The sequence below is a fragment of the Kitasatospora sp. NPDC101447 genome (assembly GCF_044767225.1).
GTDB lineage: Bacteria > Actinomycetota > Actinomycetes > Streptomycetales > Streptomycetaceae > Kitasatospora.
The window spans coordinates 97,229-120,916 of sequence record NZ_JBIWNL010000016.1; the positions used below are offsets into that span (position 1 = coordinate 97,229).

Here is a 23,688-nt window from a genome sequence, read left to right on the forward strand (position 1 = left end):
AGGGCGTCGGGTGCCGTGACGGGGCGGGTCGGCCGCCGCGGGGGTGGGGCCGACCGTGACCGCGGCGTGACCCCCTTCGTCGGGCCGGACAACGCCGTACGGGGGAATTTAGCCGCCCGGCCAATCAAGTAGGTCGGTGGCCAGGAATAGCGTTCGTGCTGTGGCCGGCGTGCGACCCGCGCCGGCAATCCCCCCGCATTGAACGAAGGAGAGCGTGCGCTCTATGGACGCTGTGACCCAGGTCCCCGCGCCGGTGAACGAGCCGGTCCACAGCTACGCCCCCGGGAGCCCCGAACGGGCCCGTCTGGAGGCCAAGCTGAAGGAGCTGGGCGGCCAGGAGCCGGTCCAGCTGACCATGACGATCAACGGTGAGCGCCGGATGGGCGGCGGCACCGAGATCCACGTCGTCCAGCCGCACAACCACGCGGCTCGGCTCGGCACCCTGCGCAACGCCACCCAGGCCGACGCGCAGGACGCCATCGACACTGCCCTGGCCGCTGCCCCGGCCTGGCAGGCGCTCTCCTTCGACTCCCGCGCCGCGATCTTCCTCAAGGCCGCCGACCTGCTGGCCGGCCCCTGGCGCGAGACCCTGGCCGCCGCCACCATGCTCGGCCAGTCCAAGACCGCGCAGCAGGCCGAGATCGACACCCCCTGCGAGCTGGTCGACTTCCTGCGCTTCAACGTGCACTTCGCCCGCCAGATCATGGCCGAGCAGCCGATCTCCTCGGACGGCGTGTGGAACCGCAGCGACCACCGCCCGCTGGAGGGCTTCGTCTACGCGATCACCCCGTTCAACTTCACCGCGATCGCCGGCAACCTGCCGACCGCGCCCGCGCTGATGGGCAACGTGGTGCTGTGGAAGCCGTCCCCGACCCAGCAGTACTCCGCGCACCTGCTGATGCAGCTGCTGGAGGAGGCCGGCCTGCCCAAGGGCGTCATCAACATGGTGACCGGCGACGGCCTGGCCGTCTCCGACGTCGCGCTGAAGCACCCGGCGCTGGCCGGCATCCACTTCACCGGCTCCACCGCCACCTTCCAGCACCTGTGGCGCGAGGTCGGCACCAACATCTCGCAGTACCGCACCTACCCGCGGATCGTCGGCGAGACCGGTGGCAAGGACTTCCTGGTCGCCCACCCGTCGGCCGACCCGAAGGTCCTGAAGACCGCGATGACCCGCGGCGCCTTCGAGTTCCAGGGCCAGAAGTGCTCCGCGCTCTCCCGCGCCTACGTCCCCGCCTCGCTGTGGGCCGGGCTGAAGGACGAGTTCGCGGCCGAGGTCGAGGGCCTCACCATGGGCGACGTCACCGACCTGTCCAACTTCATGTCGGCCGTCATCGACGACCGCGCGTTCGCCAAGAACAAGGCAGCGATCGACCGCGCCCAGGCGGACTCCTCCGTGGAGGTCCTCGCCGGCGGCACCTACGACGACTCGGTCGGCTACTTCGTCCGCCCGACCGTCCTGGTCTGCCAGGACCCGGCGAGCGAGTACTTCAAGGACGAGTACTTCGGCCCGATCCTGGCCGTGTACGTCTACGAGGACGAGAAGTACGACGAGATGCTGGCCCAGATGGAGTCGGTGTCCCCGTACGGCCTGACCGGCTCGATCATCTCCCAGGACCGCGCGGCGGCCCAGGACGCGATGCACAAGCTGCGCTTCGCGGCCGGCAACTTCTACATCAACGACAAGCCGACCGGCGCCGTCGTCGGCCAGCAGCCCTTCGGTGGCGGGCGTGCCTCCGGCACCAACGACAAGGCCGGTGCCAAGCAGAACCTGGCGCGCTGGACCTCGACCCGCTCGGTCAAGGAGACCTTCGTCCCGCCGACGGACTACCGCTACCCGCACATGGGCTGACACGCCCCGTGCCGACCACACGGCTCGTCCAGTAGCCACCGGTCACCCGCGACGCCCGGCCCCGCAGCCGGGCGTCGCCCCGCCGGGGCGGCGGCCCCCCCCCCCCCCACCCCCGCCCCCGCCCCCCCGGCCCCCCCCCCCCCCCCCCCCCCCCCCCCCCCCCGCCCCCCCCCCCCCCCCCGCCGGGGCGGCGGCCCCACCCACCCGAACCGCCGCCCCGGCCCTTCTGCCACCCTTGGAAACACCAGCTCCAGGAGTCACGATGCTCCGTTCCGCCCTTCTCGCGGCCTCCCGGTCCCCGCAGGTCCGCACCGTGGTCGAGAAGTTCCCCCCGACCCACGCGATAGTCGAGCGCTTCGTCGCGGGCGAGGCCCTCGACGACGCGGTCACCGCCTGCGACGACCTGGTCGCCACCGGCCGCAAGGTCACCCTGGACCACCTCGGCGAGGACACCCAGGACGCCGCCCAGGCCGCCGGCACCGCCGAGGCGTACGAGCACCTGCTCAAGGCCCTCAAGGAGACCGGCCTGGCGGCCGGTGCCGAGGTGTCGGTCAAGCTGTCGGCCGTCGGCCAGTTCCTCCCGGTGGACGGCGAGAAGATCGCGCTGGAGAACGCCCGCCGCATCTGCGAGGCCGCCGCCGACGCGGGCACCACGGTGACCCTCGACATGGAGGACCACACCACCACCGACTCCACCCTCGGCATCGCGCGCGAGCTGCGGGCGGACTTCCCCTGGCTGGGCGTCGTGCTCCAGGCCTACCTGCGCCGCACCGAGGCCGACTGCCGCGAGTTCTCCGGCCCCGGCTCGCGCGTGCGCCTGTGCAAGGGCGCCTACAAGGAGCCCGAGGCGGTCGCCTTCCAGGGCAAGCACGAGGTCGACCTCGCGTACGTCCGCGCGCTGAAGATCCTGATGGCCGGCGAGGGCTACCCGATGATCGCCTCGCACGACCCCAACATGATCAAGATCGCCGGTCAGCTGGCCGAGTGGAACCACCGCACCCGGGACTCCTTCGAGTACCAGATGCTCTACGGCATCCGCCCCGAGGAGCAGCTGCGCCTCGCCGGCGAGGGCAACACGATGCGCGTGTACCTCCCGTACGGCCAGGAGTGGTACGGCTACTTCATGCGCCGCCTCGCCGAGCGCCCGGCCAACCTGACCTTCTTCCTGCGCGCCATGGCCACCCGCAGCTGACCCCGGCGCCACCGAACGGACGGCCCGCACCCCTGACGGGGGGTGCGGGCCGTTTTCGTGGTTTCCGGAGTCCGTGGTTCTAGAGGAAGTCCTTGGTGTCCAGGTCGAACCCGAAGGGGGCGGGGATCGTGAGCGGTTCGCCGAACGCGGCGAGGTGGACCTCGGTGTACTCCTCGCGGTGAGGGGCGCTGAAGAGGCTGACCTGGGACTTCTCGCGGTCGATCAGGAGATAGAGCGGGATGCCGGCGCGGGCGTAACAGTGCCGCTTGGTGATGCGGTCCTGGTCGGGCCTGCTCGACGTGACCTCGGCGACCATGGCGACGCCGTCGGGCTCCATCCACGGCGGGGCGCCGCGGAAGAGGCGAAGCTCCTCGGGGGCGAACGTGACATCGGGGATGACGTGATTCGGCGGGTGGGGAGTGCCGGCGGCGAGGCGAAGGCCCTTGTGCTGCGACATCTGCATCTCGGTGGCCGACTCGTGCCACACCTGATCGGCCAACTCGCTGCGGAGGTGGGCGTGATGGCCGTCACCGGGTGGTTCGATGAGGATCTCGCCTTCGAGGAGTTCGGCGCGGAGTCCTTCAGGGGTGTCGAGATCGAGAAACAGTTCGAGGAGGATGGCGCTATCGGTCGCGTCCATGGAAGTCCTCTCGTTCCGGCTTGCGCGCAGCCTATTGGGTTCGATGATGTGTCGGGCGGGTTCGCGTGAAGATCACTCGATGGCGTGGTTTTCTGGTGAACTGGGCTTTTGGTGGGAGGAGTTGGGGATGCTGAAGGAGTTCGCGGGGCTGTCGACGCCGTTGGTGGCGGATGCGTGTGTGCGGCTCGGGGTGGGGTTGCGGGCGGCGCCGGTGGGGGTTCGCGGGGTGGCCGAGGGGAGCCGGGCGGCGGGACGGGTGCTGCCGGTGCGGCACTACGGGAGCGTGGACGTCTTCCTGGAGGCGTACGGGACCGCCCGGGAGGGGGACGTCCTGGTGATCGACAACGGCGGGCGGACCGACGAGGCCTGCATCGGGGACCTCGCGGTGCTGGAGGCGCGGGCCGCCGGGGTGGCCGGGATCGTGGTGTGGGGGCTGCACCGGGACACGCCCGAGCTGCTGGACATCGGGCTGCCGGTGTTCAGTTACGGCGCCCTGCCGCTCGGGCCGATGCGGCTGGACGAGCGGGAGCCGGAGGCGCTGCTCTCGGCGCGGGTCGGGCCGCACGCGGTGACCGTCGGGGACGTGGTGTTCGCCGACCCGGACGGAGTGCTGTTCGTCCCGGCCGGCCGGGTCGAGGAGGTGCTGGAGGCGGCGGGCGCGATCGCCCGGACCGAGCGCGCGCAGGCCGAGCGGATCGCCTCCGGGGACACGCTGCGCCGGCAGACCGCCTTCGACGACTACCTGGAGCGCCGCGCCGCCGACCCGTCGTACAGCTTCCGGCAGCACCTGCGGCGGGTCGGCGGGGCGATCGAGGAGTAGCGGCGGCGGGGCCGAGCCCGGGCCACGTCCCTTACAGGGGGCGGTACATGACGTGCAGGCCGACGTAGCCGTCGACCGGGTGGCGGAAGGCCTCGGGGACGGTGCCGACGATCTCGAAGCCCAGCGACTCGTAGAGCTTCACGGCGTGGTGGTTGTTGGCGACCACCGCGTTGAACTGCATGGCGCGGAAGCCCGCCCGGCGGGCCCAGTCGAGGGTGTGCTCGACCAGGGCCCGCCCGATGCCCCTGCCGTGGTGGGCCGGATCGACCAGGTAGCTGGCGCTGGCGACGTGCGAGCCGTTGCCGGGCCGGTTGCGGTTCATGTTGGCGGTGCCGACGATCCGGCCGTCGTCGTCCACCGCGACCACCGTCCGGTTGGGGGCGGCGAGCAGCCACCACTCCCGGCCGAGCTCGGAGGGCATGTCGAGGGGGTAGGGGAAGGTCTCGCCGGCGGCGACGACGGTCCGGAAGAACGGCCAGATCTCGGGCCAGTCCTCGGGGGTGGCTTCGCGGATGAGCATCCGACAAGCATGATCCACAGCACCGGGCCGGGCCAGTGGTTTTCCGCGGGATGCCCGGGCCCCGCCCGGCGGCCGGCGGGTCAGCCGCCGAGGACGGCGTTCTCGACGACGACGGCGGCGTTGGCCTGCCCCCGGGCGTTCGGGTGCACCAGCGCGTACTTCAGGGGGAGGATGCTGGTCAGCACGCCGTCCAGCCAGTGGTCGGCGTCGCAGACGCTGTGGCCGGCGGTGGTGGGGTAGAGGTCGACGAAGGTGTCGCCGTGGGCGGCGGTGGTGCGGGCGATGGCCGCGTTGAGCGGCTCGACGATCGCGGTGCGGGCCCAGGCGAGGTCGCCGGTGGTGAAGGTGGCGAACTGGCGCAGGTCGCCGTAGGTGCAGAGGTTGACGTCCTCGGGGACGAGGTGCGGGTAGCCGACGGTGAGCACCTTGGCGAACGGGGCCTTGGCGTGCAGCGCGGTGAGCATCCGGTCGTAGGCGTCGCGGAGCCCGGCGAGGCGGCCGGGCAGGCTCGCGTCGTACGCGTCCTTGCAAGGGGTGCCCTGGCCGAGGTGGGTGGCGCCGAGTTCGATGCAGTTCTTGAGGATCTCGGCGAAGCCGAGGTCGTTGCCGCCGATGCCGACGGTGATCAGGTCGGTGGCCGGGCCCACGGCGTCGATCTGCGGCGGGACGGGCGGGTAGGGGGCGTTCGGGTCGGAGCCGAGCGGCGGGAGCGGGCGGCCGAGCGGGGAGAGCTTGGTGGCGTCGACGTTCTCGGTGGTGGCGCCGCTGCAGCTGACGTTGTGCTGGTCGACCAGGGAGCCGAGGTCGCGACGGGCGATCTCGGGGTAGGACCCGACGGTGCGGGCGCAGCCGTCGACCGGCTCGGTCTCGGCGCCGGTGGCCTCGATGACGCCGGCGGTGTACGAGTCGCCCATCGCCACCCAGCTCAGGGCCCGGGCGCGGGCGGACGGCTTGGCGGCGGCCTGGACGGCGGTGGGCGTGGTCAGTCCGGCGGCGAGGACGACGGCGGTGCCGGCGACGGCGAGGCGGGACGGGAAGCGTGGCACGGTCTCTCCTCAGCGAGTGCGGGGGAGAGTGCGATTCACCCCCCTGAGAGTCAATCGAGCCGGTGCGTGGACGACTTGATGCCTCAGGAGGGTGAATTCGCGGGCGCGGGCATGACTAGAGCAGCGCGGCGGCGGGCTCGATCATCGCGCGGGCGGTCTTGCCGTCGACGTACTCGCCGAGCGCGGTCATCTCCCACTCGCCGCCCGGGCGGCGGACCAGCTTGCACATCACCACGCCGGTGCGGGGCTCGGAGTGGGTGAGGTCGAAGCGGACCAGTTCCTCGTTGGTGCCCGCGTCCAGCAGGCGGCAGTAGGCGTTCTTCACGTCCGTGAACTTCTGGCCGGAGAAGGAGTTGACGACGAAGACCAGCCCGTGGACCTCGGCCGGCAGGCCCTCCAGGTGCACGGTGATCATCTCGTCGTCACCGTCGCCGCCGCCGGTGAGGTTGTCGCCGGAGTGGGCGATGGCGCCGTTGAAGATGTTCAGCTTCATGAACCAGGCCGTCTCCAGCCGCTTGTGGCGGGCGTCGAAGGCGAGGCAGGAGGCGTCCAGGTCGACGCTGCGGCCGCGGCCGGCGGGCTCCCAGCCGAGGGCCATCCGGACGGAGGAGAGGAAGGGGCGGCCGTTCTTGATCAGGGAGACGGAGCTGCCCTTGACCAGGCTGACCCGGCCCTTGTCCAGGGTGATCTTCGCCGGCGCGGCCGGGGCGGGGGCCGGGGGCGCGGCGGGCGGCGCCGGCGGGAGCGGGGGCAGCGCGTGGGATCCGGTGGCGATGGCGATCCGCGGGTCGACCGCGGCGGCGGGCGGCGTTGCGGGCGCCGCCGGGGGAGCGGGCGGGGCCGTCGGCGGGGTGGGGAGCTGGACGGTCCGGTCCGCAGCCTGCGGGGTGCTCGGGGCGGGGGCCGGGGGAGCCGCGGGGGCCGGGGCGGCCTCGGCGGCCGGGGTCGGGGTGTCCTCGACGCTGACGCCGAAGTCGGTGGCGATGCCCGCGAGGCCGTTGGCGTAGCCCTGGCCGACGGCGCGGACCTTCCAGGCGCCGTTGCGGAGGTAGACCTCGACCACGATCAGCGCGGTCTCCACGCCGAGCGGGGGCGGGGTGAAGGTGGCCAGGACCTCGCCGCTGTCGGCGTCCCGGACGGTGGCGGTGGGCTCCGTCCCGGCGAAGGTGGAGACCTGGTCGGCGGGGCTGGCGGTGACCACGATCTTGGTGATGCCGGCCGGGACGGCCCGGGTGTCGACGGTGATCGCGTCGGGGGTCCCGGCGGCGGCCGGGCGGTGGCTGACACCGGGGCCGTTCGGGGCGTTGAAGAAGACGAAGTCGTCGTCCGAGCGCACCTTCCCGGCGTCGGTCAGCAGCAGGCCGGAGACGTCCAGCGCCTTGGGCGCGGTGACCTCGACGGTCACTCGCGCGGCGGTCAGCGGTGCGTTGCCGCCTTGGGTCAGGACGGTGGGCACGGACTCCTCCTCGGGTGCGGAACGACGGCCCCGGGCGGGGGCCGTTGGGGGCGCCCGGCCGGGTGGTGCCCACAGTAACGAACGAGGGTGCGGGGATGCGCCCGTCCGGGCAGGTCAGCTGTCGGATCGTCGGACTGTTGGAACGTTGTAACAACGGGCCGTCGGCCGGGCGGCCGCGGCGACCGGCCGGACCGGGCCGAGGGCGGGGCGTCAGCGGGGCGCGGGGACCTGCGGACCGGCCGGAGTGCCCGGAGGCCGAGGTGCGGCGGGCAGGGGAAGGGCGGGGCCGAAGGTGCCGAGCGTGGCGACCGCGCGCGGGTGGCCGAGGGCGAAGGCGGAGGCACTCCAGCTCTCCGTCGGGGCCGACTTGCGGACCGCCGACGGGTCGGCCGCGACCGGACGGGCGCCGCGCACCCCGAAGGTGTAGTGACCCGGTCGGACGTCGGTGCCGGGCGGCGTGGTGAAGCGGTACACCAGGGTGCCGCGTTCCTGCTGGACGGTGACCACGGCTCCGGGCAGGTCGGTCCAGGCGGTGCCGGGGCCGGCGGCCGAGTCGCCGGGGACGAGCCGGAACTCGGCCTGCAGGGCGGTGACCGACTCGGTCACGGTGAGCCCCAGCTCGTGCCGCAGGCCGTCGCGGCCGAGCGGCGAGACCAGGGCGACGCCGGACAGGGCGTGGTCGGCGCTCGGGTCCGGGTCGACCGGGTCGGGCACGACGGGAACGGGCGCCGTGGGAGCGGGTGCGGTCGGGTCGGGCGCGGTGGGGCCGGGGGCACCCGTCGCCGTGCCGGTGTCGCCGCCCGGGTCGGTCGCGGTGGGCGGCACGGGGTGGGTCGGTCCGGTGGGCTTGAGGCCGGGCCGGTTCGGCGGCCGGTCGTCGGTGGGCCCGCCGACGGGCTGCTCGGTGGGCGGGGTCGGGGCGACGGGCGAGGGTCCGCCCGGCGCCGGTGCGCCGGGCTGACCGCTCGGCTCGCTGCCCGCGAGCTGGGTGCCGGAGGGCTGCGCGTCCTGCCCGGCGGCGGTCCGGCCACCGGTCGGGTCGCCCGGGTGTGCGGAGCGCTCGGTGGGGGTGGCCAGGACGGGTGCCGCTCCCGAGGGGTGGGCCGAGGGGCGCGTGGGCGGGTGCGCCGGCTGCCGGGCGGCGGACGGCCCGCCGGAGGCCGGGCCGGCCGTGGGCGTCGACGCGGAGACCGCCTCGGCCTGGTCGGTGGCCCCCGGGGTGGGCGGCGGGGTGGAGCCGACCCGGGCCACGCCGGCCCGACGGCCGATCCCCTGCTGCTCGTTGAGCAGGAGGGTGGTGGCGATGCTGATGCCGACGACGGTGGACATCGCCATCGCGGCGCCGGAGAAGCGCAGGGTGGGCAGGCGGAGCCGGCCGCCGAACGGACGCGGTCGACCGTGCCGGCCGTTCCGGCCGTGCCGCTCGGGCTCGTGCCGCACGTCCTGCGTGGTGTCCTCGCGCACAGCCACCGGACCCCTCCCTCCCCGAAGTCGCCGTCGCGTCGCCGTATTCTCCCACGCGCGACCGCCGGGCCCGGCTCCGGCCGCCGCGGGGGGCCGTTTCCGCCGCGGGCCCGCGTCGGGGAGGGGGAGAGCGTACCAGCGGGCGGTCACACCGTGGACGGCTTCCATCCATTTCGTGGACATCCGTTCGATGTACGGAAGTTGACGCTCCGTCCGACAAGCGCCGTAAGGGCCGGTTGCCCCGGACGGGGGTTATTGCAACCCCCTTGCAACCCTTGCCGCCCGGCCCGGGGTGGCGCAGGCTGAGTGCATCCCACGCCGTCCCGGAGAGACCGTCATGCCGCCCGACCCGCTGTCCGCAGCCTCCAGTGCACCCCTCGCCGCCACCCCCACGGGCGGCGATGGGGACGGCTCCACCGCCGCTCCGGCGGCGGTGGAGGAGGTGCTGACCCTGCGGATCTCGCTGGGTGAGGAGGTCGTCGGCGAGGTGCGCACCCGGTTCCGGTTCGACGCCGTCCGGCCGTACGAGGTGCTGCTGACGTTCCACCTGGGGCGGCCGGACGAGGCCGACTGGGTGTTCTCGCGCGAGCTGCTGCGCGACGGCCTGCGCTCGTTGAGCGGCCAGGGCGACGTCAAGCTGTGGCCGGCGTACTGCCCTTGCCACGGTTCGACCCTGCACCTGGCGCTCGAATCCCCGCACGGCAGCGCCCTGTTGGAGGCCTCCAAGCCCCGGGTGCAGGCCTGGCTGGACCGGACGTACGCGCTGGTCTCCGAAGCGCAGGAGCGCGACTGCGGCCCCACCGACGCCGACCTGGCCGCGCTGCTCGCGGGCGGCTGACGGTCGGTCGGCGGTCGGCGGTCGACGGTCGGTCGGCGGTCGGCAGCCGGTGGCGGGCCTCAGCAGCCGAGCGGGGCGTCCCCGGGGGCGCGCGGCGGCGGGACGGGTGCCGCGCCGGGCAGCCGTGCGCTCCCTGCCGCCAGCGCGGTCCGCAGCCTCCGGACGGCCGGGGCCGAGGAGGACGGCAGCAGGTCGTACGGGTCGTCCGGCCCCTCCACCGTGACCAGCACCGACTCGGCGATCCGGTACGGCCGGTGGGCCAGCAGCCCGCCCAGGTAGCGGCGCAGCCGGGACAGCTCGGCGCGGACCGTCACCGTCCGTCCCGCGTCGCCGAACAGCGCCTCGGCGAGCTGGGCGGCGGTGCTGCCCTCGCGTCCGGTGGCGAGCAGGAGCAGCAGTTCGGCGTGGCGCGGGCTGAGCGGGTGGGACCAGCTGCCGGCCGCGCCGCGGACGGACAGCTCGGGGCGGTCCGGCCGGCGCAGGTCGAGCCGGAGCCGGGCGCCCTCGGACTGTTCGGCGTCGACCGGGCCGGAGCCGTCCTCGCCTGGTGGCCGGACCGGGCGCACCAGCCAGCCGTCGGCGAGCGGTTCCAGCACGCACTCGCCGAGGCCGGGCACCCAGTGCACCGCGGCCGGTGCCCAGCCCTCGCTGGGCACCCGCAGCCGGTCGGGTGGCGGCAGCCCGGCCGCGGCGGCGGTCCACCCGGCCGCGTCCACGACCAGGGCCGGGCCGCCGACCCGCGCGAGCATCGGGGCGGCCAGGGTGCGCAGCTGGTGCAGCGCCTCCAGCCGGTGGGCGCGCAGCTCGGTCTCGGCGAGCCGGGCGGCGGTGGCGGTGAGCTGGAGCAGGTAGGGGCGGATGCTGTGCGCGGGGCCGCTCAGGTTGACGGCGCCGACGAGACGTCCGGTGCCGGGGTCGTGCACGGGTGCGGCCACGCAGGTCCAGGAGTGGTGGCTGCGCAGGTAGTGCTCGGCGGAGTGGACGTGCATCGGGCGCCGGGCTCGCAGGGCGACGGCGATGCCGTTGGTGCCGACGCTCTCCTCGACCCAGCGGGCGCCGGTGATGAAGCCGATCCGGTCGGCGCTGCGGCGCAGGCCGCGCTCGCCCTCCTGCCAGAGCACGTGGCCCTCGGCGTCGGCGATGGCGAGGATCAGCGGGACGGCGCCGGTCGGTTCCAGCAGGGTCTGCCGCAGGACTGGCATGACTGTGTCAAGCCCGCTGGCGCGGCGGCGCTGTTCGACTTCGGCCGGGCCGAGCAGGACGGTGGCGGCGCCGGTGTCGGGGTCGAGTCCGAGCCGGCGCAGCCGGGCCCAGGAGTCGCCGATCTCCGGGCGGGGTTCGAGCAGGCCGGGGGCGCCGCCCTCCTCCGGGGACGGTCCGGTGAGCTCCCGGGCGGCGGCGTCGGTGAGGGTCCGCTCGTGGACCTTGGCCAGCTCCGTCGCGGTCGGCGGGGTGCGGCGCTCTGGTCGTCGGGACTGCCGTCCGGTCTGCCGCACTCGTTCCGCTCCTCGCCGCCGTTCGAGGTCGCGCCGGGGCCGACGCGCTGACGAAAGCGTACGGGTGAGGTGGGCGCGTGGGGATGGGGTCTGCCAACTCGGCATACCGGGCGGTACGGCGGAGCGGCCCCGGGGCGCGGGCGGCGTCAGTGCCGCGCGCCCGTGCCCAGCTCGGCCGCCTCGACGGTGTGGTGCAGGTCGGCGGTGGCCTCCAGGGTGGCGCCGGTGCTCAGCGCCAGGCAGGCGGCCAGGGCCAGCGCGACGGCCCGCAGCCGGGCGCCGGGGGTGGCGGCCGGACGGGGCTGGAGCAGCGCGGCGACCCGGCGCGGGACCGGTCCGGAGTGGGCGGCGGCGGCCGCCCGGGGCCGGTCCGGCCAGGGGGAGCGGCTCGCGGCCAGGGCGGCCCGGCCGACCGCGCGGGCGGTCACGGTGCGGTCGCCGACCCGGGCCGCCGCCACCTCGTCGGCCCAGCGCTCCAGGTGGTACCCGAGGGGCGCGCGCAGTGCCCGGAGCGCCGGATGGACGTGGGCGGCGTGCTCGGCCACGGCGAGGAAGACGTGGTGGCGGGCGGCCAGGTGGGCGCGTTCGTGGGCGAGCAGGGCGGAGCGCTCGGGCCCGTTCAGGGCGCGCAGCATGCCGGAGGTGACCACGATCCGGCCCGGTTCGCCGGGGCGGCCGGGGCGGCGCAGGCGGCCGGGCAGGGCGAAGGCGTCGGCGCGCTCGTCGTCCAGGACGCTGAGCGGGGGCTCGGCGGGCCGCAGCAGGGCCGCCACCGTCGATCGGGCGGGGCGCGGGGGAGTCGCGGCCGACGGTTCGGCGGGCCCCGGCGTCGGGGTGGTGAACCGTTCCGGGGTGCGCGCCCGGCGCACGGTGGCGCCTCGGGGGCGCACGTCCGGATGCCGGTCACCGGGCGGGAGGGCGGCGCGGGCCGTCCGCAGTTCCAGCCGGCGGCGGCGGGCCGTGCGCACCGCCAGCGCGGCGAGCACGACGAGTGCCAGGGCGGCCGCCGCGGCGGCGAGCGGGGCGTCCGGTGCGGCCGCGGTGAGCCACCGAAGCGAGAGGTGGCCGAGGGCGGCGACCGGCGGCAGCTGGAGCAGCCCGGCGGTGGCGAGCAGGCCGAGCGAGCAGAGGGTGCCGCCGGCCAGCACGGCGGTGCTGCCCGCCAGCGTCCAGGCGGCGGCCCGCGGGGGCAGGGACTCGGCGAGGCGGCGGGCCAGGGGTGCGGCCAGGAGGGGCAGCAGCAGCGGGGCCCAGACGGCGATCATCATCGGCCGGCCGACCCCCGGGGGCCCGGTCGCGGGTCGTCGCCGGCGGCACCGTCGCCGAGCAGGTCGCGCAGCAGCTGCTCGTCCTCGGCGGAGAGGTCGGACACGAAGCGGGCCAGCACGGTGGAGCGGTCGGCCTCGCGGCCCAGCTCGGTGTGCATCCGGCGGGCCGCCAGTCCGGCGGTGTCCTGGACGGTCGGGGTGTAGGCGTAGGCGCGGCCGGCCCGGGTGCGCTCGACCGTCCCCTTGTCGTGCAGCCGGGCCAGGATCGTCGCGATCGTGGTGCGGGCGAGGTCCCCGCCGAGCGCCGCCTGGACGTCCTGCGGCGTCATCGGCTGCCGGGCCGACCAGAGGGCGGCCAGCACCTCGGCCTCCAGCTCCCCGGCGGGCCGGCGGGCGGACGTTACGTCGGACATGGCGGCGTTTCCTCCAAGTTTCGTCTACAGTCATGTAGACCGTCTACGTGACTGTAGACGGTCGGGCGGGGGTCCGGCTCGTGAACCCACCGGTCCGGGCGCTCCCAGTGAACCGCCGACCGGGCGGGGTTCGCGGTGCACGGCCGACCCGGGCGGATCCGCTGCGAACCGATCGGTTCCGGGCGGATTCCGCCGTGAACCGCCCTCCAACGTACGGGAGGTTCGCCAGCCTTGCTCCAGTTCCCCGGCGATCCGGCCGTTCACCTCGCGGTGAACCCGCTGGACGCGTCCTCACTGCTCGCCGCCTTCGGCGCACTCGGCATCGCCGTCGTGCTCTTCGCCGAGACCGGCCTGCTGGTGGGCTTCTTCCTGCCCGGCGACTCGCTGCTGTTCACCGCCGGACTGCTCTGCGTGCCCGGAGCGGCCGGAGGGCCGCAGCTGGAGCTCTGGCAGGTGCTGCCCGCCGCCCTGGTCGGGGCGCTGGGCGGCGCCCAGCTCGGCTACCTGATCGGCCGGCGCGGCGGCCGGGCGCTGCTGCGCCGCACCCGGCGCAAGAGCCTGCTGCAGGGCGTCGAACGGGCCGAGGAGCTGCTGACGAAGTACGGCCACGGAAAGGCGATCGTGCTCGCGCGCTTCATCCCGGTGGTCCGAACGGTGCTGAATCCGCTGTGCGGCGTGCTGGAGGTGCCCGTCCGCTCGTTCACCCGCTGGCAGGTCCTCGGCGGTGCGGTCTGGACGGTCGGCGTGGTGCTCGCCGGGTACGCGCTCGGATCGTCCGTACCCGGGATCGACCGATATCTGCTCCCCGTCATCGGTCTGGTAGTAGTTGTCTCCGTGTTCCCCATTGTTCTCGAACTGTTCCGCGCCCGTAAGGCGCCACGTCACGGAGGTGACGCGTGATGCCCACCCGGGCCCTGGCCGTCTACGACGGCAGCGGCATCGACGGCAGCCTCTACACCCGGGTCAACGGGTGGGCGCAGTCGGCACCGCACTGGCTGGACGAGCTGATCAAGGTCTGGTCGGCGCTCGGCCTCGGACTGTTCGCACTCTTCATGCTCTGGGCGTGGTGGCGCGCACGCGGCGCGGACTCCGCGGTGATGGCCAAGGTGCTGGCCTCGCCGGTGATCGTGGTCCTCGCGTACGCCGTCAACTCGGTGTTCAAGGGGATCGTCGAGGAGGTCCGGCCCTGCGCGCAGATCCCCGGCAGCATCTCGCTGGAGACCTGCCCGGGCACCGGCGACTGGTCCTTCCCGAGCAACCACTCGGTGATCGCCTTCGCCGCCGCGGTCTCGCTCTGGTTCGTCAACCGCAGGCTCGGCTCGGTGGCCGTCCTGTTCGCGGCCCTGATGGCCGCCTCCCGGGTCTGGGTCGGCGTGCACTACCCGCACGACGTGGCGGTCGGCGCACTGGTCGGCCTGCTGGTCGCGGTGGTGCTGGCGCCGGTCGCCGGGCGCTGCGGGCCGCTTGTGGACCGGATGCGCTCCGGCGCGCTGCGGCCGCTGCTCGGGCCGGGACAGCCGCCGCTGGTGAGCCCCGAGTACGCGGGGTACGGGGCGCCGCGGCACTGAGCACCCGACGGCGTCGCTCCCGCCGGATGCGGCGGCTGCCGCCGACGCCGGTGCGGCGGCGCCGATTCCGCTGATTCCACCCGTTCCGCGGCCCTTGTCCGGCCGGGGCGGCGGGTAGAGCATGTGAGCCGGGCGTGGGGCCTCCTCGGGGGCGCCCGCCCGGCTCAGTCGTGCTCGGGGCGCGAAGGCGCCGGGCGTGCCAGCGGAGGGAGTGCCGTATGCCGTACAGACTCGACATCGCGCAGGGGGACTGGCCGGGCGACCTGCTGCACAAGGGCGTCGAGGGGCTGCTCGGGGAGGCCATGGTGCTCACCCTCGCCACCGCCGGCCACGAGCACGGGCCGCACGCCAACCTGGCCTTCTTCGCGTACGACGACGACCTCGTCCTCTACTTCGTCAGCGAGCGCTCCACCCGGCACAGCCACCACCTGGCCGAGGAGGCCCGGGCCGCCGCCACCGTCTTCCTGCCGCCGCCCGTCTTCGGCGAGCAGCTGCGCGGGCTGCAGCTGACCGGCAGCGCGGGCGAGGCCTGGGGGCGGCAGGCGGAGGCGGCGCTGGCCGCGTACCAGGGGCGCTACCCGTCCTTCGCGCAGGACGAGGACGTCCGGCGGCAGTTCCTCACCGGGGGCGGGGTGGCGGCGCTGTACCGCTTCCAGGTGGAGGAGCTGACGGCGGTGGACGAGCCGAACTTCGGCCGCCGCAACTACCTGCGGGCCCGGGTGGTCCGGTCGTAGGCACGCCTCGCCTCGCCGTCCGCGCCTCGCCGTCCGCGCCCCGCCGTCCGCGCCTCGCCGTCCGGGCCTCGCCGTCCGCGCCCCGAGCCTCTGCGCCTCTGCCACCGTGCGCAGGCCCCCCGACCCGGTCCCGGCGCCGGGAACGCCGCGGAGCGGGAAGTCGGCACTTCCGACTTCCCGCTCCGGTGGGCGAGTCGAGCAGCCCGTCGGTCAACCGACGGTCCGTCGGGACGCGATCGTCAGTGGCTGCCCTTGAGGTTGAGCACGACCACCCCGACGATCACCAGCGCGATCCCCACCCACTGCAGCCGGCCGAGCGACTCGCCGAAGGCGACCACACCGATCCCGGCGACCGCCGCCGTGCCGGCCCCCGACCAGACCGCGTACGCGACCGAGACCGGGATGTGCTTGAGCGCGCGGCCGAGCAGCAGGAAGGAGAGCGCGTACCCGAGGCCGACCCCCAGGCTCGGCCAGAGGCGGGTGAACCCGTCGGTGAGTTTGAGGCAGCTGGTGGCGCAGACCTCGCTCAGGATGGCGAGGGCGAGCAGGACGTAAGGCATGTCGGGATCAAACCGCCGGAGCGGCGGTGAGCTTCCCGAGCAGCGCGAGATCGGCCTGCTCCAGGCTGGCGAGCAGCGTGATCCGCTCCCCGTCCGGCATCGGCGTGGCCGTGGACGGCACGGCGAGCACGGCGCAGCCGGCCGCGCTGGCGGAGGCGACCCCGGTCGGGGTGTCCTCGACGGCGAGGCAGACGGCAGGGTCCAGGCCGAGCCGCTCGGCGGCGGCGAGGTACGGGTCCGGGGCGGGCTTGGTGCGCTCGGTGTCCTCGGCGGCCAGGGTGACGGCGAACCAGTCGCGGCCGATGGCGGACAGCACCAGGTCGACGACCCGGCGCGGGGAGGCGGAGACCAGCGCGGTGGGCACCCCCGCGTCCCGCAGCGAGGCCAGCAGGGCGAGCGCGCCGGGGCGCGGCACCGTTTCGGCGGCGACCTTGCCGGCGAAGGACTCGCCCAGCCGGGCGGCGACCTCGGCCTCGTCGAGGGTGGTGCCGCTGACCCGGTGGAGGTGGGCGGCGGTGTGCTCGACGGCCTGGCCGAGCACCTCGGGGGCGTCCTGGTCGGTGAGCGGGTGGTGGAGTTCCGCGGCGATCTCGACGGCGGTCTGCCACCACAGCTGCTCGGTGTCGACCAGGGTGCCGTCCATGTCGAAGAGGACGGCGGCGGGCAGGGCGGCCCCGGCGGGGGCCGCGGTTCCGGTCACTACGGGTTCAGGCATGGCGGTACCTTCGGTGGTTCTCGAAGTCGGAGCAGGGACGTGCAAGGCTCTCAGGCCGGGCGGCGGTCCACCAGCACGGGGCGCTCGGGGAGGGTGAGCTCGGCGCGCGAACCGGCCGGCAGCGCGGCGGTGGCCTCGGTCGGCAGGTCGGCCTTCACCTCGGTGCCGTCGTCGAGGCGCGCGGTGAGCCGGGTGACGGCGCCCAGGAAGGACGCGTTGACCACCAGGGCGGGGCCGTTCTCGGCGGGCGTCAGGTCGACGTTCTCCGGGCGGACCAGCACCTGCAGCTCGCCGTCGGCCGGGACCTCGCCGTCCACCGCGTGGCGGCGGCCGAGCACCTCGACGCCGTCCGAGGTGCGGGTGCACGGGATGCGGCTCATGGTGCCGACGAACTCGGCGACGAAGGCGGTGGCCGGCCGGCCGTACAGCTCGGACGGCGTGGCGCACTGCTCCAGGCGGCCCGCGCGCAGCACCGCGACCCGGTCGGCCATCGACAGCGCCTCCTCCTGGTCGTGGGTGACGAACAGGGTGGTGATGCCCAGCTCCTGCTGCAGGCGCCGGATCTCCTCGCGCAGCTGCAGCCGGACCTTGGCGTCCAGCGCGGACAGCGGCTCGTCGAGCAGCAGCACCCGCGGCTGCAGGGCGAGCGCGCGGGCCAGCGCGATGCGCTGCTGCTGACCGCCGGACATCTGGTGCGGGTAGTGCTCGGCGCGGTGCGGCAGGCCGACCAGCTCCAGCAGCTCCTGGGCGCGCTTGCGGCGGTCGGCCTTGCCGGTGCCGCGCATCCGCAGCCCGAAGGCGACGTTGTCCAGCGCGGTCAGGTGCGGGAAGAGGCTGTACGACTGGAACACCATGCCCGCGTCGCGCTTGTGCGCCGGGATCGCGGTGATGTCCCGGCCGTCGACCAGGACCTCGCCGGAGTCGTGCTGCTCGAAGCCGGCCAGGATGCGCAGCGCGGTGGTCTTGCCGCAGCCGGACGGGCCGAGCAGGGCGAGCAGTTCGCCCGGGTGGACGGTGAGGTCCAGGCCGTCGAGGGCGGTGGTGGCGCCGAACGAGCGGCGCAGCGAGCGGAACTCGACGGTGGCGCTGCCGGGGGCGAGCGCGACGCCGGTGACGGGGGCGGGGGCCGTGGTCATGGCAGGGAACTCCTGGAAAGCGGGGGGTGGTTCAGGACCGTACGGGCGGTGCGCTCAGGAGCGCGCGGTCTTGCGGCCGCGGCCGACGGCGGACATCAACAGCAGGACGAGCCAGACGATCAACAGGCTGAGCATGGAGACCGCGACGGACATCTGGCCGTCGCTCTTGCCGTTGGAGTTGATCCACACCGAGAAGGGGGCGAAGCCGAGGATCGAGGCGGTGGTGAACTCGCCGAGCACCAGGGCGACGGTGAGCACGGCCGCGTTCAGCAGCGCGCTGCGCAGGTTCGGCAGGACGACGGTGAACACCGCGCGCAGCCAGCCGGCGCCGCAGTTGCGGGCGGCCTCGACCAGGGTCACGACGTCCACGCCGCGCAGGCCGGCGTCGATCGCCCGGTAGGCGAAGGGCAGCGCCATCAGCACGTACGCGATGACCAGGACGATCGGGAACTGCGGGTCCTGGATCGCCACGATGGTCTGGAACAGCGGGGTGTCCTGCAGGTAGTCCGGGCCCCAGCGCAGCACGCCGATGATGCCCGTGGTGAGCGCGACCACCGGGACGACCAGCGGCATCGAGCACATCACCTCGATCACCGGGCGCAGCTTGGGCGCGCCGAGCCGGGCGGCGAGCATCGCCGGGACGAGCAGGAGCAGCAGCACCGCGACGGTGACGCCGGCCAGTTCGAGGCTGAGTACCAGGCTGTCGGTGAAGCCGGGGGCGTTCAGCAGCTCGGTGTAGGCGCGGAAGGTGGTGCCGCCCTTGTTGTCGTCGATGCTGAACCACAGCGAGGCGGCCATCGGCACGGCGAAGTAGACGCCGCAGAGCAGCAGGACCAGGCCGCGGCCGAAACGGATGCGATCGATCAGGCGAGCCACTTGGCACTCCGGCGCTGAAGGGGCAGGTACACGGCCATCACCAGGCAGGCGACCACGATCATGTCGAGGCCGAGGGCGAGGGCGAGGTTGCCCTGGCCGACCAGGACGTTGCCGGACAGCGCGTCGCCGATCTGCATCGAGATCAGCGGCACCGAACTGCCCACCATGGCCTCGGCGGTGGCGTACGCGGCGAAGGAGGCGCCGAACAGCAGCACGAAGCCGCCGAGCAGCGAGGGCAGCAGGACGGGCAGCGCGACGTGCCGCCAGTACTGCAGCGAGGTGGCGCCGTTGTTCTGGGCGGCCTCGCGCCACTGCACGCGCAGGCCCTCCAGGGCCGGCGTGATGGTGATGACCATCAGCGGGACCAGGAAGTAGAGGTAGACCACCGAGAGACCGGAGAAGGTGTAGAGGCTCCAGCCGTGCGTGGTCAGGCCGAGCTTCTTGGTGACCTCGCCGGAGTTGCCGAGGGTGGCGACGAACATGAACGCCAGCGGCACGCCGCCGAAGTTGGCGAGCACGCCGGAGGCCGACATCACCGCCTCGCGGAACATCCGGAACCGGGAGGTCGCCACGGCCTGGGCCAGCGGCAGGCCGACCACGGTGGCGATCAGCGCGGTCAGCAGCGAGAGCTTCACGCTGCCCCACAGGGCCGTCCAGTAGGCGCCCTGGAGCGAGCCGGTGAGGTTGTCGGTGGTGAAGGTGCCGCCGCCGTCGGGTGCGTCCGAGGACGTGGTGAACGCGCCGATGGCGATCGCGACGGCGGGCAGGCCGAAGCCGATCACGAAGAACAGCAGCAGGGGGAGGGCGGCGAGCCAGGCTCGGCCGCCGCCGCCCCGGCGCTTGCCGGAGCGGGGGGCCTTGGCCGTGCGGGCCGAGGCCGTGGTGGGGGTTGCGGGGCCGGGGGCGCCCCCGCCGCTCTGGGCGGCGGAGGCGGTGGCCGGCACCGGGGTGGGAGCCGTGGTCATCTCAGGTCAGCCCGCGATCGCCTTGGCCCAGTTCTCGGTCACGGTCTTCTTGGCCGCGTCCGTCTGGTCCTGGGTCGGGAAGGTGGTGAAGGGCTTCTCGACCGGCGGGAGCTTGGCGGCGGCGGCCGCGTCCAGGGTGCCGGCGGCCTTCATGGCGTCGAACAGGGCCGGGGTGGCGTAGCCACCGAGGAAGCCGTTCTGGCCCTGGGCGCTGTAGAGGTACTCCTCCCACAGGCGCGCGGCGGCCGGGTGCGGGGCGTCCTTGTTGATCGCCTGGTTGTAGTACTGGGCGTAGGAGCCGTCCGACGGGATGGCCACCTGCCAGTCGATGCCCTTGTCCTTGAACTTGTCGGCGTAGCCGGCGTTCAGGTACGACCAGTCGATCGAGATCGGGGTCTCGCCCTTCTCGATGGTCGCCGGGGTGACCTCGACCGGGTTGAAGTTGCCGGCCTGCTTGACCTTGCCGAAGAAGTCGATGCCGGGCTGGATGTTGTCCAGCGAGCCGCCGTTGGCGAGCGCGGCCGCGTACACGGCGCCGAAGGCGGCGCCGGCCTTGGTCGGGTTGCCGTTGAGGGCGACCATGCCCTTGTAGTCGGGCTTCAGCAGGTCGGCGAAGGTCTTCGGGCAGACGGACACCTTCTTGGCGTCGCAGCCGATCGACATGTAGCCGCCGTAGTCGTTGTAGTGCCGACCGTCGGCGTCCTTCATGGTGGCCGGGATCTTGTCGAAGTCCGTCACCTTGTACGGGGCCAGCAGGCCCTGCTTGGCGGCGCTCAGCGCGAAGGCGGAGCCGAGGTCGACGACGTCGGGGGCGCGGTCCTGGCCCTTGCGGGAGGTGACCGCGTTGATCTCGTCCTGGCTGGAGCCGTCCGGGTTCTCGTCCTCGATCTCGATGCCGTACTTGGCCTTGAAGTCGTCCATCAGCTTGCCGTAGTTCGCCCAGTCGCGCGGCAGCGTGATGACGTGCAGCTTGCCCTCCTTCTTGGCGGCGGCGACCAGCGCGTCCATGCCGCCGAAGTCGGCGACCGAGGTGGCGGTCTTGGCGTTCTTGCCGCCCGCGGCGTCGCCGGACTTCGCGGAGGAGCCGGCGGAACCGCAGGCGGTGAGGGAGAGCGCGGCGGCGGTCAGGACGGCCGCGAAGGCGGCGGTACGGGCGCGGTGCACGGACACGGGTCAGTCTCCTGAGAAGGGGGAACTGCGAGTGGGCGTCTCGATCGGGGGATCTGGCGAGTGGCGGTCCGGAGTCGTCCGGGCTTCGGGGGCTGTTCGGAACCGTCCGAGTTGACTAGCCAACTTCGCTGACGGAGGTAAGTACGCCGGAGCCCGGTGACGGGAAGGTGAACGGACGGCCCAGAACCGGGGTCGGCTACGGGAACGGTGGAATCCGGCCACCGGAGCGTGATCCGTTCGGTGCGATGCTTCGAAGGCGTAGCGGGATAGGGTCTGGCTGTCCGCGCCGGTACCGCTGCGCAGGACACCGCCCCAGGAGGGACATTGACTGACGTGGCAACCGAGCCCCAGCGCCCCGAGGCCGAGGGGCGCCCGGCCGCGAGAGAGCACGCCGGCACCGAGGAGCGTCCCGTCGGCGGGGACCGCCCCGCCGCGACCGGGGAGCGGGCCTCCGGCGCGCTGTACCGGAAGGTGGCCGCCGACCTGCGCGAGGCCATCACCACCGGCGCGTTCGGCGAGGCCGGCCGGCTGCCCGCCGAGGGCGCGCTGGCCGAGCAGTACGGCGTCTCGCGCGGCACGGTCCGTCAGGCGCTCGCGGTGCTGCGCTCCGACGGGCTGGTCACCTCCCGCCGCGGCACCCGCCGGGTGGTGCTCGGCGGCGCGCGGGTGCAGAGCTTCTCCGAACTGCTCAGCTTCACGCACTGGGCGTACTCCATGGGCGAGGAGCCCGGCGGCATCCTGGACTCGCTGGTGCGCCGCCCGGCGGACGCCGCCGAGCGCGAGCAACTGCGCCTGGAACCGGGGGCCGAGGTGTACGTGACGGTCCGGCTGCGGACGTTGTCCGGCACGCCGGTGATGGTCGAACGCACCGTCTACCCGCCGCGGGTCGGCGAGATCGTCGCCGAACTGCCGCCGGACGTGGTCTCGCACACCGAGGTGCTGCGCGAGCACGGCATCCTGTTCACCGACGCCGACCACACCATCGACATCGTCGCCGCCAACGCCGAGGACGCCCGGCTGCTCGGCTGCCGCCGCGGCGGCCCGCTGCTGCGCGAGCGGCGCCGGACCACCGACCCGACCGGCACCCCGGTGGAGTGGTCCCAGGACCGCTACCTGCCCGGGACGGTGGCGTTCAGCGTGCACAACTCCCTTGCCACCTCGGCACTTTCGCGGCACGCGCGGGAGATGGACTGAGCCGTCCCCCGCGCGTCCCGGTGCGCTACCGCATGAGGGCGGCGAGCAGCGGCCGGTAGTGGTCGAAGCCGGGAGTCGGCGCGCCGGCCACCTTCGCCTGCTCGTCCCAGCGCCGTACGGCCACCGCGTCGACCGCGCCGGGGAGTTCGGCGAAGGCGGCGGCCTCGGCGTCGGACATCGGGCCGCCCTGGACGCTCAGCGTGTACTCGGAGGCCGCGGACAGCCGGTCGCGGTACCCGGGCTCGACCGCGCACAGGTAGCGCTTGGCCGCCACGTGCAGCCGGACCGGCTCGGTGACCTCCGGGCCGAACCAGCGGGCCAGCCAGTCGGCGCCGGTGTCGCTGTGCCGGTTGTCGTTCCCCTGCATCAGGTCCCGTCCGTGCAGGGCCCCCTGGAAGTGGCCGACGTCGTGCAGCAGGGCCGCGGCGACCAGGTGGTCCGGCGCTCCGGCGGCCTCGGCGGCAGCGGCGGCCTGCAGCATGTGCTCGGCCATGGTGACCTCCTCGCCCAGGTACTCCCCGGCGCCCTCGCCCGCGAACAGCCCGGCGACCGCGTCCAGGGCGGCGGCGCGGTGGTGCAGCACGGCGAGGGTGCTCGACAGCGAGTCCAGGTCGGCGTAGCAGCCCTGGAGGTGCCGGTGGCCGTCCTGCCGGAAGGCCGTACGGGCGTGCAGCAGGCGGGTGTTGTCGAAGACCAGGCAGTCGCCGGGGCCGAGGCGGAAGGTGAGCTGCAGCTCGGGGCGCAGGGTGATCGCGGCGAAGCGGCGGTAGGCGGCGTAGAAGGCGCTCAGCTGCTCGCCGCTCCCGCGCAGGGTGCCGATCGAGCGGTTGTTGAACCGCACCTCGCGGATCCGGCCGAGGGCGTCGACGTCGATCAGCGGACGGTCGGCGCGCAGCTCGGTGCGGCGGTCGCGGAAGACGAAGGGGACGGGCGTGCGGGTCAGTGTCTCGAAGTCCGCCGGCGCCTCCGCGCGGAGGACCGCCGCGGCCTTGAAGCCGTCCACCAGGCCGGAGTCCCCGCCGGTCGCCGAGTTCTCCAGGCAGTGCAGCAGCTGCAGCGTCGGCACCGGGTCGCGGTACGGGTTGTCGGTGTGCGGCGCGATGGCGGCGCTGGTGAAGGCGAGGTTGTTCGGGTCCGGCTCGACCCGGACGTCGAACAGCTCCCCGTAGTTGGTGACCCGCACGTACCCGAAGCTCTCCGCCACCCGCAGCACCTGCCGCTCCACGGCCGGCACCCCGCGCAGCACCGCGAACCCGCTGCGGCGGACGGCGGCGAGCACCGCGGCCTGCTCGGCCGGGTCGGTCAGGTAGGTCTCCCACTCCGCCTCGGGGATGCCGCGGGCGAAGTCCGCGGCCGCCCAGAGCCGCTTGCCCTGCTCGGTGCGGCCGTCCCCCTCGTCCTCCTCCGCCAGCCAGTCGAGCGGGTAGCGGGAGCGGTGCCCGTCCGACCAGAGCACCTCCAGCCGACCGTCGGACTCGGTGCTCGCCGCGATCGTCAGGTCCTCCGGCAGGTCGTTGATCTGGAACAGCTTCTGCCCGTTGCGCGGGTCCCGGCACTCGGCGCACGGGCAGTTGTCGCGCAGCCAGTACGGCGACGGCTCGGTCATGGGGTGGTCTCCTGTTCGGTGGCTTCCGGCGCGAAGTTGTATAGCCAACTTCCCCCCTTGCGGGAGCCTGCCTGCCCGCGGTGAGCTCCGCGTGCCCGGTGGGTGAACGCTGCGCGAACTGTGCGGGGGGCGGCCCCCGAAGCCGGTTGCGCGGCGCGG

Annotated in this window: 23 protein-coding genes; 8 read left to right on the forward strand and 15 right to left on the reverse strand. The window is 74.1% G+C overall.

Annotated elements, in window-relative coordinates; translation table 11 throughout:
* Positions 1-223: 223 nt before the first annotated feature.
* Both pruA and ACIRST_RS23300 read left to right on the forward strand, forming a co-directional pair.
* Entirely contained in the window at positions 224-1,852 is a 1,629-nt protein-coding gene (pruA, locus tag ACIRST_RS23295) for an L-glutamate gamma-semialdehyde dehydrogenase (RefSeq protein ID WP_350521358.1), read from the forward strand.
* 262 nt (positions 1,853-2,114) lie between these two features.
* On the forward strand, positions 2,115-3,044 hold the full coding sequence (locus ACIRST_RS23300) for a proline dehydrogenase family protein (RefSeq protein ID WP_396546920.1): 930 nt from the start codon (positions 2,115-2,117) through the stop codon (positions 3,042-3,044).
* Between the two features lie 79 nt (positions 3,045-3,123).
* On the opposite strand, the gene ACIRST_RS23305 is transcribed toward ACIRST_RS23300, so the two are convergent.
* Positions 3,124-3,684 (reverse strand): Uma2 family endonuclease, encoded by a 561-nt coding sequence (locus tag ACIRST_RS23305; RefSeq protein ID WP_402804048.1) that lies wholly within the window; start codon positions 3,682-3,684, stop codon positions 3,124-3,126.
* 127 nt (positions 3,685-3,811) lie between these two features.
* Between ACIRST_RS23305 and ACIRST_RS23310 the strand changes: the two genes are divergently transcribed.
* Complete coding sequence (locus ACIRST_RS23310) at positions 3,812-4,504, forward strand: RraA family protein (RefSeq protein ID WP_402804049.1); 693 nt, start codon at positions 3,812-3,814, stop codon at positions 4,502-4,504.
* Positions 4,505-4,535: 31 nt separating this feature from the next.
* Here ACIRST_RS23310 and ACIRST_RS23315 read toward each other — a convergent pair whose 3' ends face one another.
* The 4 genes from ACIRST_RS23315 to ACIRST_RS23330 form a co-directional block, all read right to left on the reverse strand.
* On the reverse strand, positions 4,536-5,024 hold the full coding sequence (locus ACIRST_RS23315; RefSeq protein ID WP_402804050.1) for a GNAT family N-acetyltransferase: 489 nt from the start codon (positions 5,022-5,024) through the stop codon (positions 4,536-4,538).
* Positions 5,025-5,104: 80 nt separating this feature from the next.
* Positions 5,105-6,070, reverse strand: coding sequence for an SGNH/GDSL hydrolase family protein (locus ACIRST_RS23320; protein WP_402804051.1), 966 nt, complete (start codon positions 6,068-6,070; stop codon positions 5,105-5,107).
* Between the two features lie 115 nt (positions 6,071-6,185).
* Complete coding sequence (locus ACIRST_RS23325) at positions 6,186-7,514, reverse strand: TerD family protein (RefSeq protein ID WP_402804124.1); 1,329 nt, start codon at positions 7,512-7,514, stop codon at positions 6,186-6,188.
* A 222-nt stretch (positions 7,515-7,736) separates the two neighbouring features.
* Positions 7,737-8,996, reverse strand: a complete 1,260-nt coding sequence (locus ACIRST_RS23330; RefSeq protein WP_402804053.1) for a hypothetical protein — start codon at positions 8,994-8,996, stop codon at positions 7,737-7,739.
* A gap of 331 nt (positions 8,997-9,327) precedes the next feature.
* Between ACIRST_RS23330 and ACIRST_RS23335 the strand changes: the two genes are divergently transcribed.
* Positions 9,328-9,828, forward strand: coding sequence for an SsgA family sporulation/cell division regulator (locus ACIRST_RS23335; protein ID WP_350521351.1), 501 nt, complete (start codon positions 9,328-9,330; stop codon positions 9,826-9,828).
* Positions 9,829-9,887: 59 nt separating this feature from the next.
* Here the strand turns inward: ACIRST_RS23335 and ACIRST_RS23340 are convergent, their stop codons facing one another.
* The 3 genes from ACIRST_RS23340 to ACIRST_RS23350 all read right to left on the reverse strand — a co-directional run bounded on the left by ACIRST_RS23340 (position 9,888) and on the right by ACIRST_RS23350 (position 13,005).
* Entirely contained in the window at positions 9,888-11,324 is a 1,437-nt protein-coding gene (locus ACIRST_RS23340) for a GAF domain-containing protein (protein ID WP_402804054.1), read from the reverse strand.
* Between the two features lie 146 nt (positions 11,325-11,470).
* Complete coding sequence (locus ACIRST_RS23345) at positions 11,471-12,592, reverse strand: M48 family metalloprotease (RefSeq protein WP_402804055.1); 1,122 nt, start codon at positions 12,590-12,592, stop codon at positions 11,471-11,473.
* Positions 12,589-13,005, reverse strand: coding sequence for a BlaI/MecI/CopY family transcriptional regulator (locus ACIRST_RS23350; RefSeq protein WP_402804057.1), 417 nt, complete (start codon positions 13,003-13,005; stop codon positions 12,589-12,591). Before ACIRST_RS23350 ends, ACIRST_RS23345 begins: the two co-directional genes overlap by 4 nt.
* A gap of 231 nt (positions 13,006-13,236) precedes the next feature.
* On the opposite strand from ACIRST_RS23350, the gene ACIRST_RS23355 reads away from it, so the two are divergent.
* From ACIRST_RS23355 to ACIRST_RS23365, 3 genes are all read left to right on the forward strand, one after another.
* Entirely contained in the window at positions 13,237-13,905 is a 669-nt protein-coding gene (locus ACIRST_RS23355) for a DedA family protein (RefSeq protein ID WP_402804058.1), read from the forward strand.
* On the forward strand, positions 13,905-14,573 hold the full coding sequence (locus ACIRST_RS23360) for a phosphatase PAP2 family protein (protein WP_402804060.1): 669 nt from the start codon (positions 13,905-13,907) through the stop codon (positions 14,571-14,573). Before ACIRST_RS23355 ends, ACIRST_RS23360 begins: the two co-directional genes overlap by 1 nt.
* 218 nt (positions 14,574-14,791) lie before the next feature.
* Positions 14,792-15,307: a pyridoxamine 5'-phosphate oxidase family protein gene (locus tag ACIRST_RS23365; protein ID WP_402804061.1), complete on the forward strand. Its 516-nt coding sequence runs from the start codon at positions 14,792-14,794 to the stop codon at positions 15,305-15,307.
* Between the two features lie 239 nt (positions 15,308-15,546).
* Here the strand turns inward: ACIRST_RS23365 and ACIRST_RS23370 are convergent, their stop codons facing one another.
* Genes ACIRST_RS23370 through ACIRST_RS23395 form a run of 6 tightly spaced genes read right to left on the reverse strand, consistent with a single transcriptional unit; the run spans position 15,547 to position 20,729 of the window.
* Positions 15,547-15,867, reverse strand: coding sequence for a multidrug efflux SMR transporter (locus ACIRST_RS23370; protein ID WP_350521344.1), 321 nt, complete (start codon positions 15,865-15,867; stop codon positions 15,547-15,549).
* 7 nt (positions 15,868-15,874) lie between these two features.
* Positions 15,875-16,582, reverse strand: a complete 708-nt coding sequence (locus tag ACIRST_RS23375) for an HAD family hydrolase (protein WP_402804063.1) — start codon at positions 16,580-16,582, stop codon at positions 15,875-15,877.
* A 50-nt stretch (positions 16,583-16,632) separates the two neighbouring features.
* Complete coding sequence (locus ACIRST_RS23380) at positions 16,633-17,718, reverse strand: ABC transporter ATP-binding protein (RefSeq protein ID WP_402804064.1); 1,086 nt, start codon at positions 17,716-17,718, stop codon at positions 16,633-16,635.
* A gap of 54 nt (positions 17,719-17,772) precedes the next feature.
* Complete coding sequence (locus ACIRST_RS23385) at positions 17,773-18,582, reverse strand: ABC transporter permease (RefSeq protein WP_402804125.1); 810 nt, start codon at positions 18,580-18,582, stop codon at positions 17,773-17,775.
* Complete coding sequence (locus ACIRST_RS23390; RefSeq protein ID WP_402804066.1) at positions 18,582-19,559, reverse strand: ABC transporter permease; 978 nt, start codon at positions 19,557-19,559, stop codon at positions 18,582-18,584. Before ACIRST_RS23390 ends, ACIRST_RS23385 begins: the two co-directional genes overlap by 1 nt.
* A gap of 6 nt (positions 19,560-19,565) precedes the next feature.
* Positions 19,566-20,729 carry an extracellular solute-binding protein gene (locus tag ACIRST_RS23395; protein ID WP_350521340.1) on the reverse strand — a complete coding sequence of 388 codons (1,164 nt, stop codon included), beginning with the start codon at positions 20,727-20,729 and terminating at the stop codon, positions 19,566-19,568.
* A 459-nt stretch (positions 20,730-21,188) separates the two neighbouring features.
* Here ACIRST_RS23395 and ACIRST_RS23400 point away from each other — a divergent pair, with 459 nt between their 5' ends.
* A complete protein-coding gene (locus ACIRST_RS23400; protein ID WP_396547018.1) occupies positions 21,189-21,923 on the forward strand; it encodes a GntR family transcriptional regulator in 735 nt (244 codons plus the stop codon).
* A gap of 25 nt (positions 21,924-21,948) precedes the next feature.
* Here the strand turns inward: ACIRST_RS23400 and ACIRST_RS23405 are convergent, their stop codons facing one another.
* A complete protein-coding gene (locus ACIRST_RS23405) occupies positions 21,949-23,529 on the reverse strand; it encodes a TauD/TfdA family dioxygenase (protein WP_402804069.1) in 1,581 nt (526 codons plus the stop codon).
* Between the last annotated feature and the right edge of the window lie 159 nt (positions 23,530-23,688).

Coding starts and splice junctions, on each gene's coding strand:
- pruA (WP_350521358.1), top strand. CDS start 224: ATGGACGCTGTGACCCAGGTCCCCGCGCCGGTGAACGAGCCGGTCCAC.
- ACIRST_RS23300 (WP_396546920.1), top strand. CDS start 2,115: ATGCTCCGTTCCGCCCTTCTCGCGGCCTCCCGGTCCCCGCAGGTCCGC.
- ACIRST_RS23305 (WP_402804048.1), bottom strand. CDS start 3,684: ATGGACGCGACCGATAGCGCCATCCTCCTCGAACTGTTTCTCGATCTC.
- ACIRST_RS23310 (WP_402804049.1), top strand. CDS start 3,812: ATGCTGAAGGAGTTCGCGGGGCTGTCGACGCCGTTGGTGGCGGATGCG.
- ACIRST_RS23315 (WP_402804050.1), bottom strand. CDS start 5,024: ATGCTCATCCGCGAAGCCACCCCCGAGGACTGGCCCGAGATCTGGCCG.
- ACIRST_RS23335 (WP_350521351.1), top strand. CDS start 9,328: ATGCCGCCCGACCCGCTGTCCGCAGCCTCCAGTGCACCCCTCGCCGCC.
- ACIRST_RS23345 (WP_402804055.1), bottom strand. CDS start 12,592: ATGATGATCGCCGTCTGGGCCCCGCTGCTGCTGCCCCTCCTGGCCGCA.
- ACIRST_RS23350 (WP_402804057.1), bottom strand. CDS start 13,005: ATGTCCGACGTAACGTCCGCCCGCCGGCCCGCCGGGGAGCTGGAGGCC.
- ACIRST_RS23360 (WP_402804060.1), top strand. CDS start 13,905: ATGCCCACCCGGGCCCTGGCCGTCTACGACGGCAGCGGCATCGACGGC.
- ACIRST_RS23365 (WP_402804061.1), top strand. CDS start 14,792: ATGCCGTACAGACTCGACATCGCGCAGGGGGACTGGCCGGGCGACCTG.
- ACIRST_RS23370 (WP_350521344.1), bottom strand. CDS start 15,867: ATGCCTTACGTCCTGCTCGCCCTCGCCATCCTGAGCGAGGTCTGCGCC.
- ACIRST_RS23375 (WP_402804063.1), bottom strand. CDS start 16,582: ATGCCTGAACCCGTAGTGACCGGAACCGCGGCCCCCGCCGGGGCCGCC.
- ACIRST_RS23380 (WP_402804064.1), bottom strand. CDS start 17,718: ATGACCACGGCCCCCGCCCCCGTCACCGGCGTCGCGCTCGCCCCCGGC.
- ACIRST_RS23390 (WP_402804066.1), bottom strand. CDS start 19,559: ATGACCACGGCTCCCACCCCGGTGCCGGCCACCGCCTCCGCCGCCCAG.
- ACIRST_RS23405 (WP_402804069.1), bottom strand. CDS start 23,529: ATGACCGAGCCGTCGCCGTACTGGCTGCGCGACAACTGCCCGTGCGCC.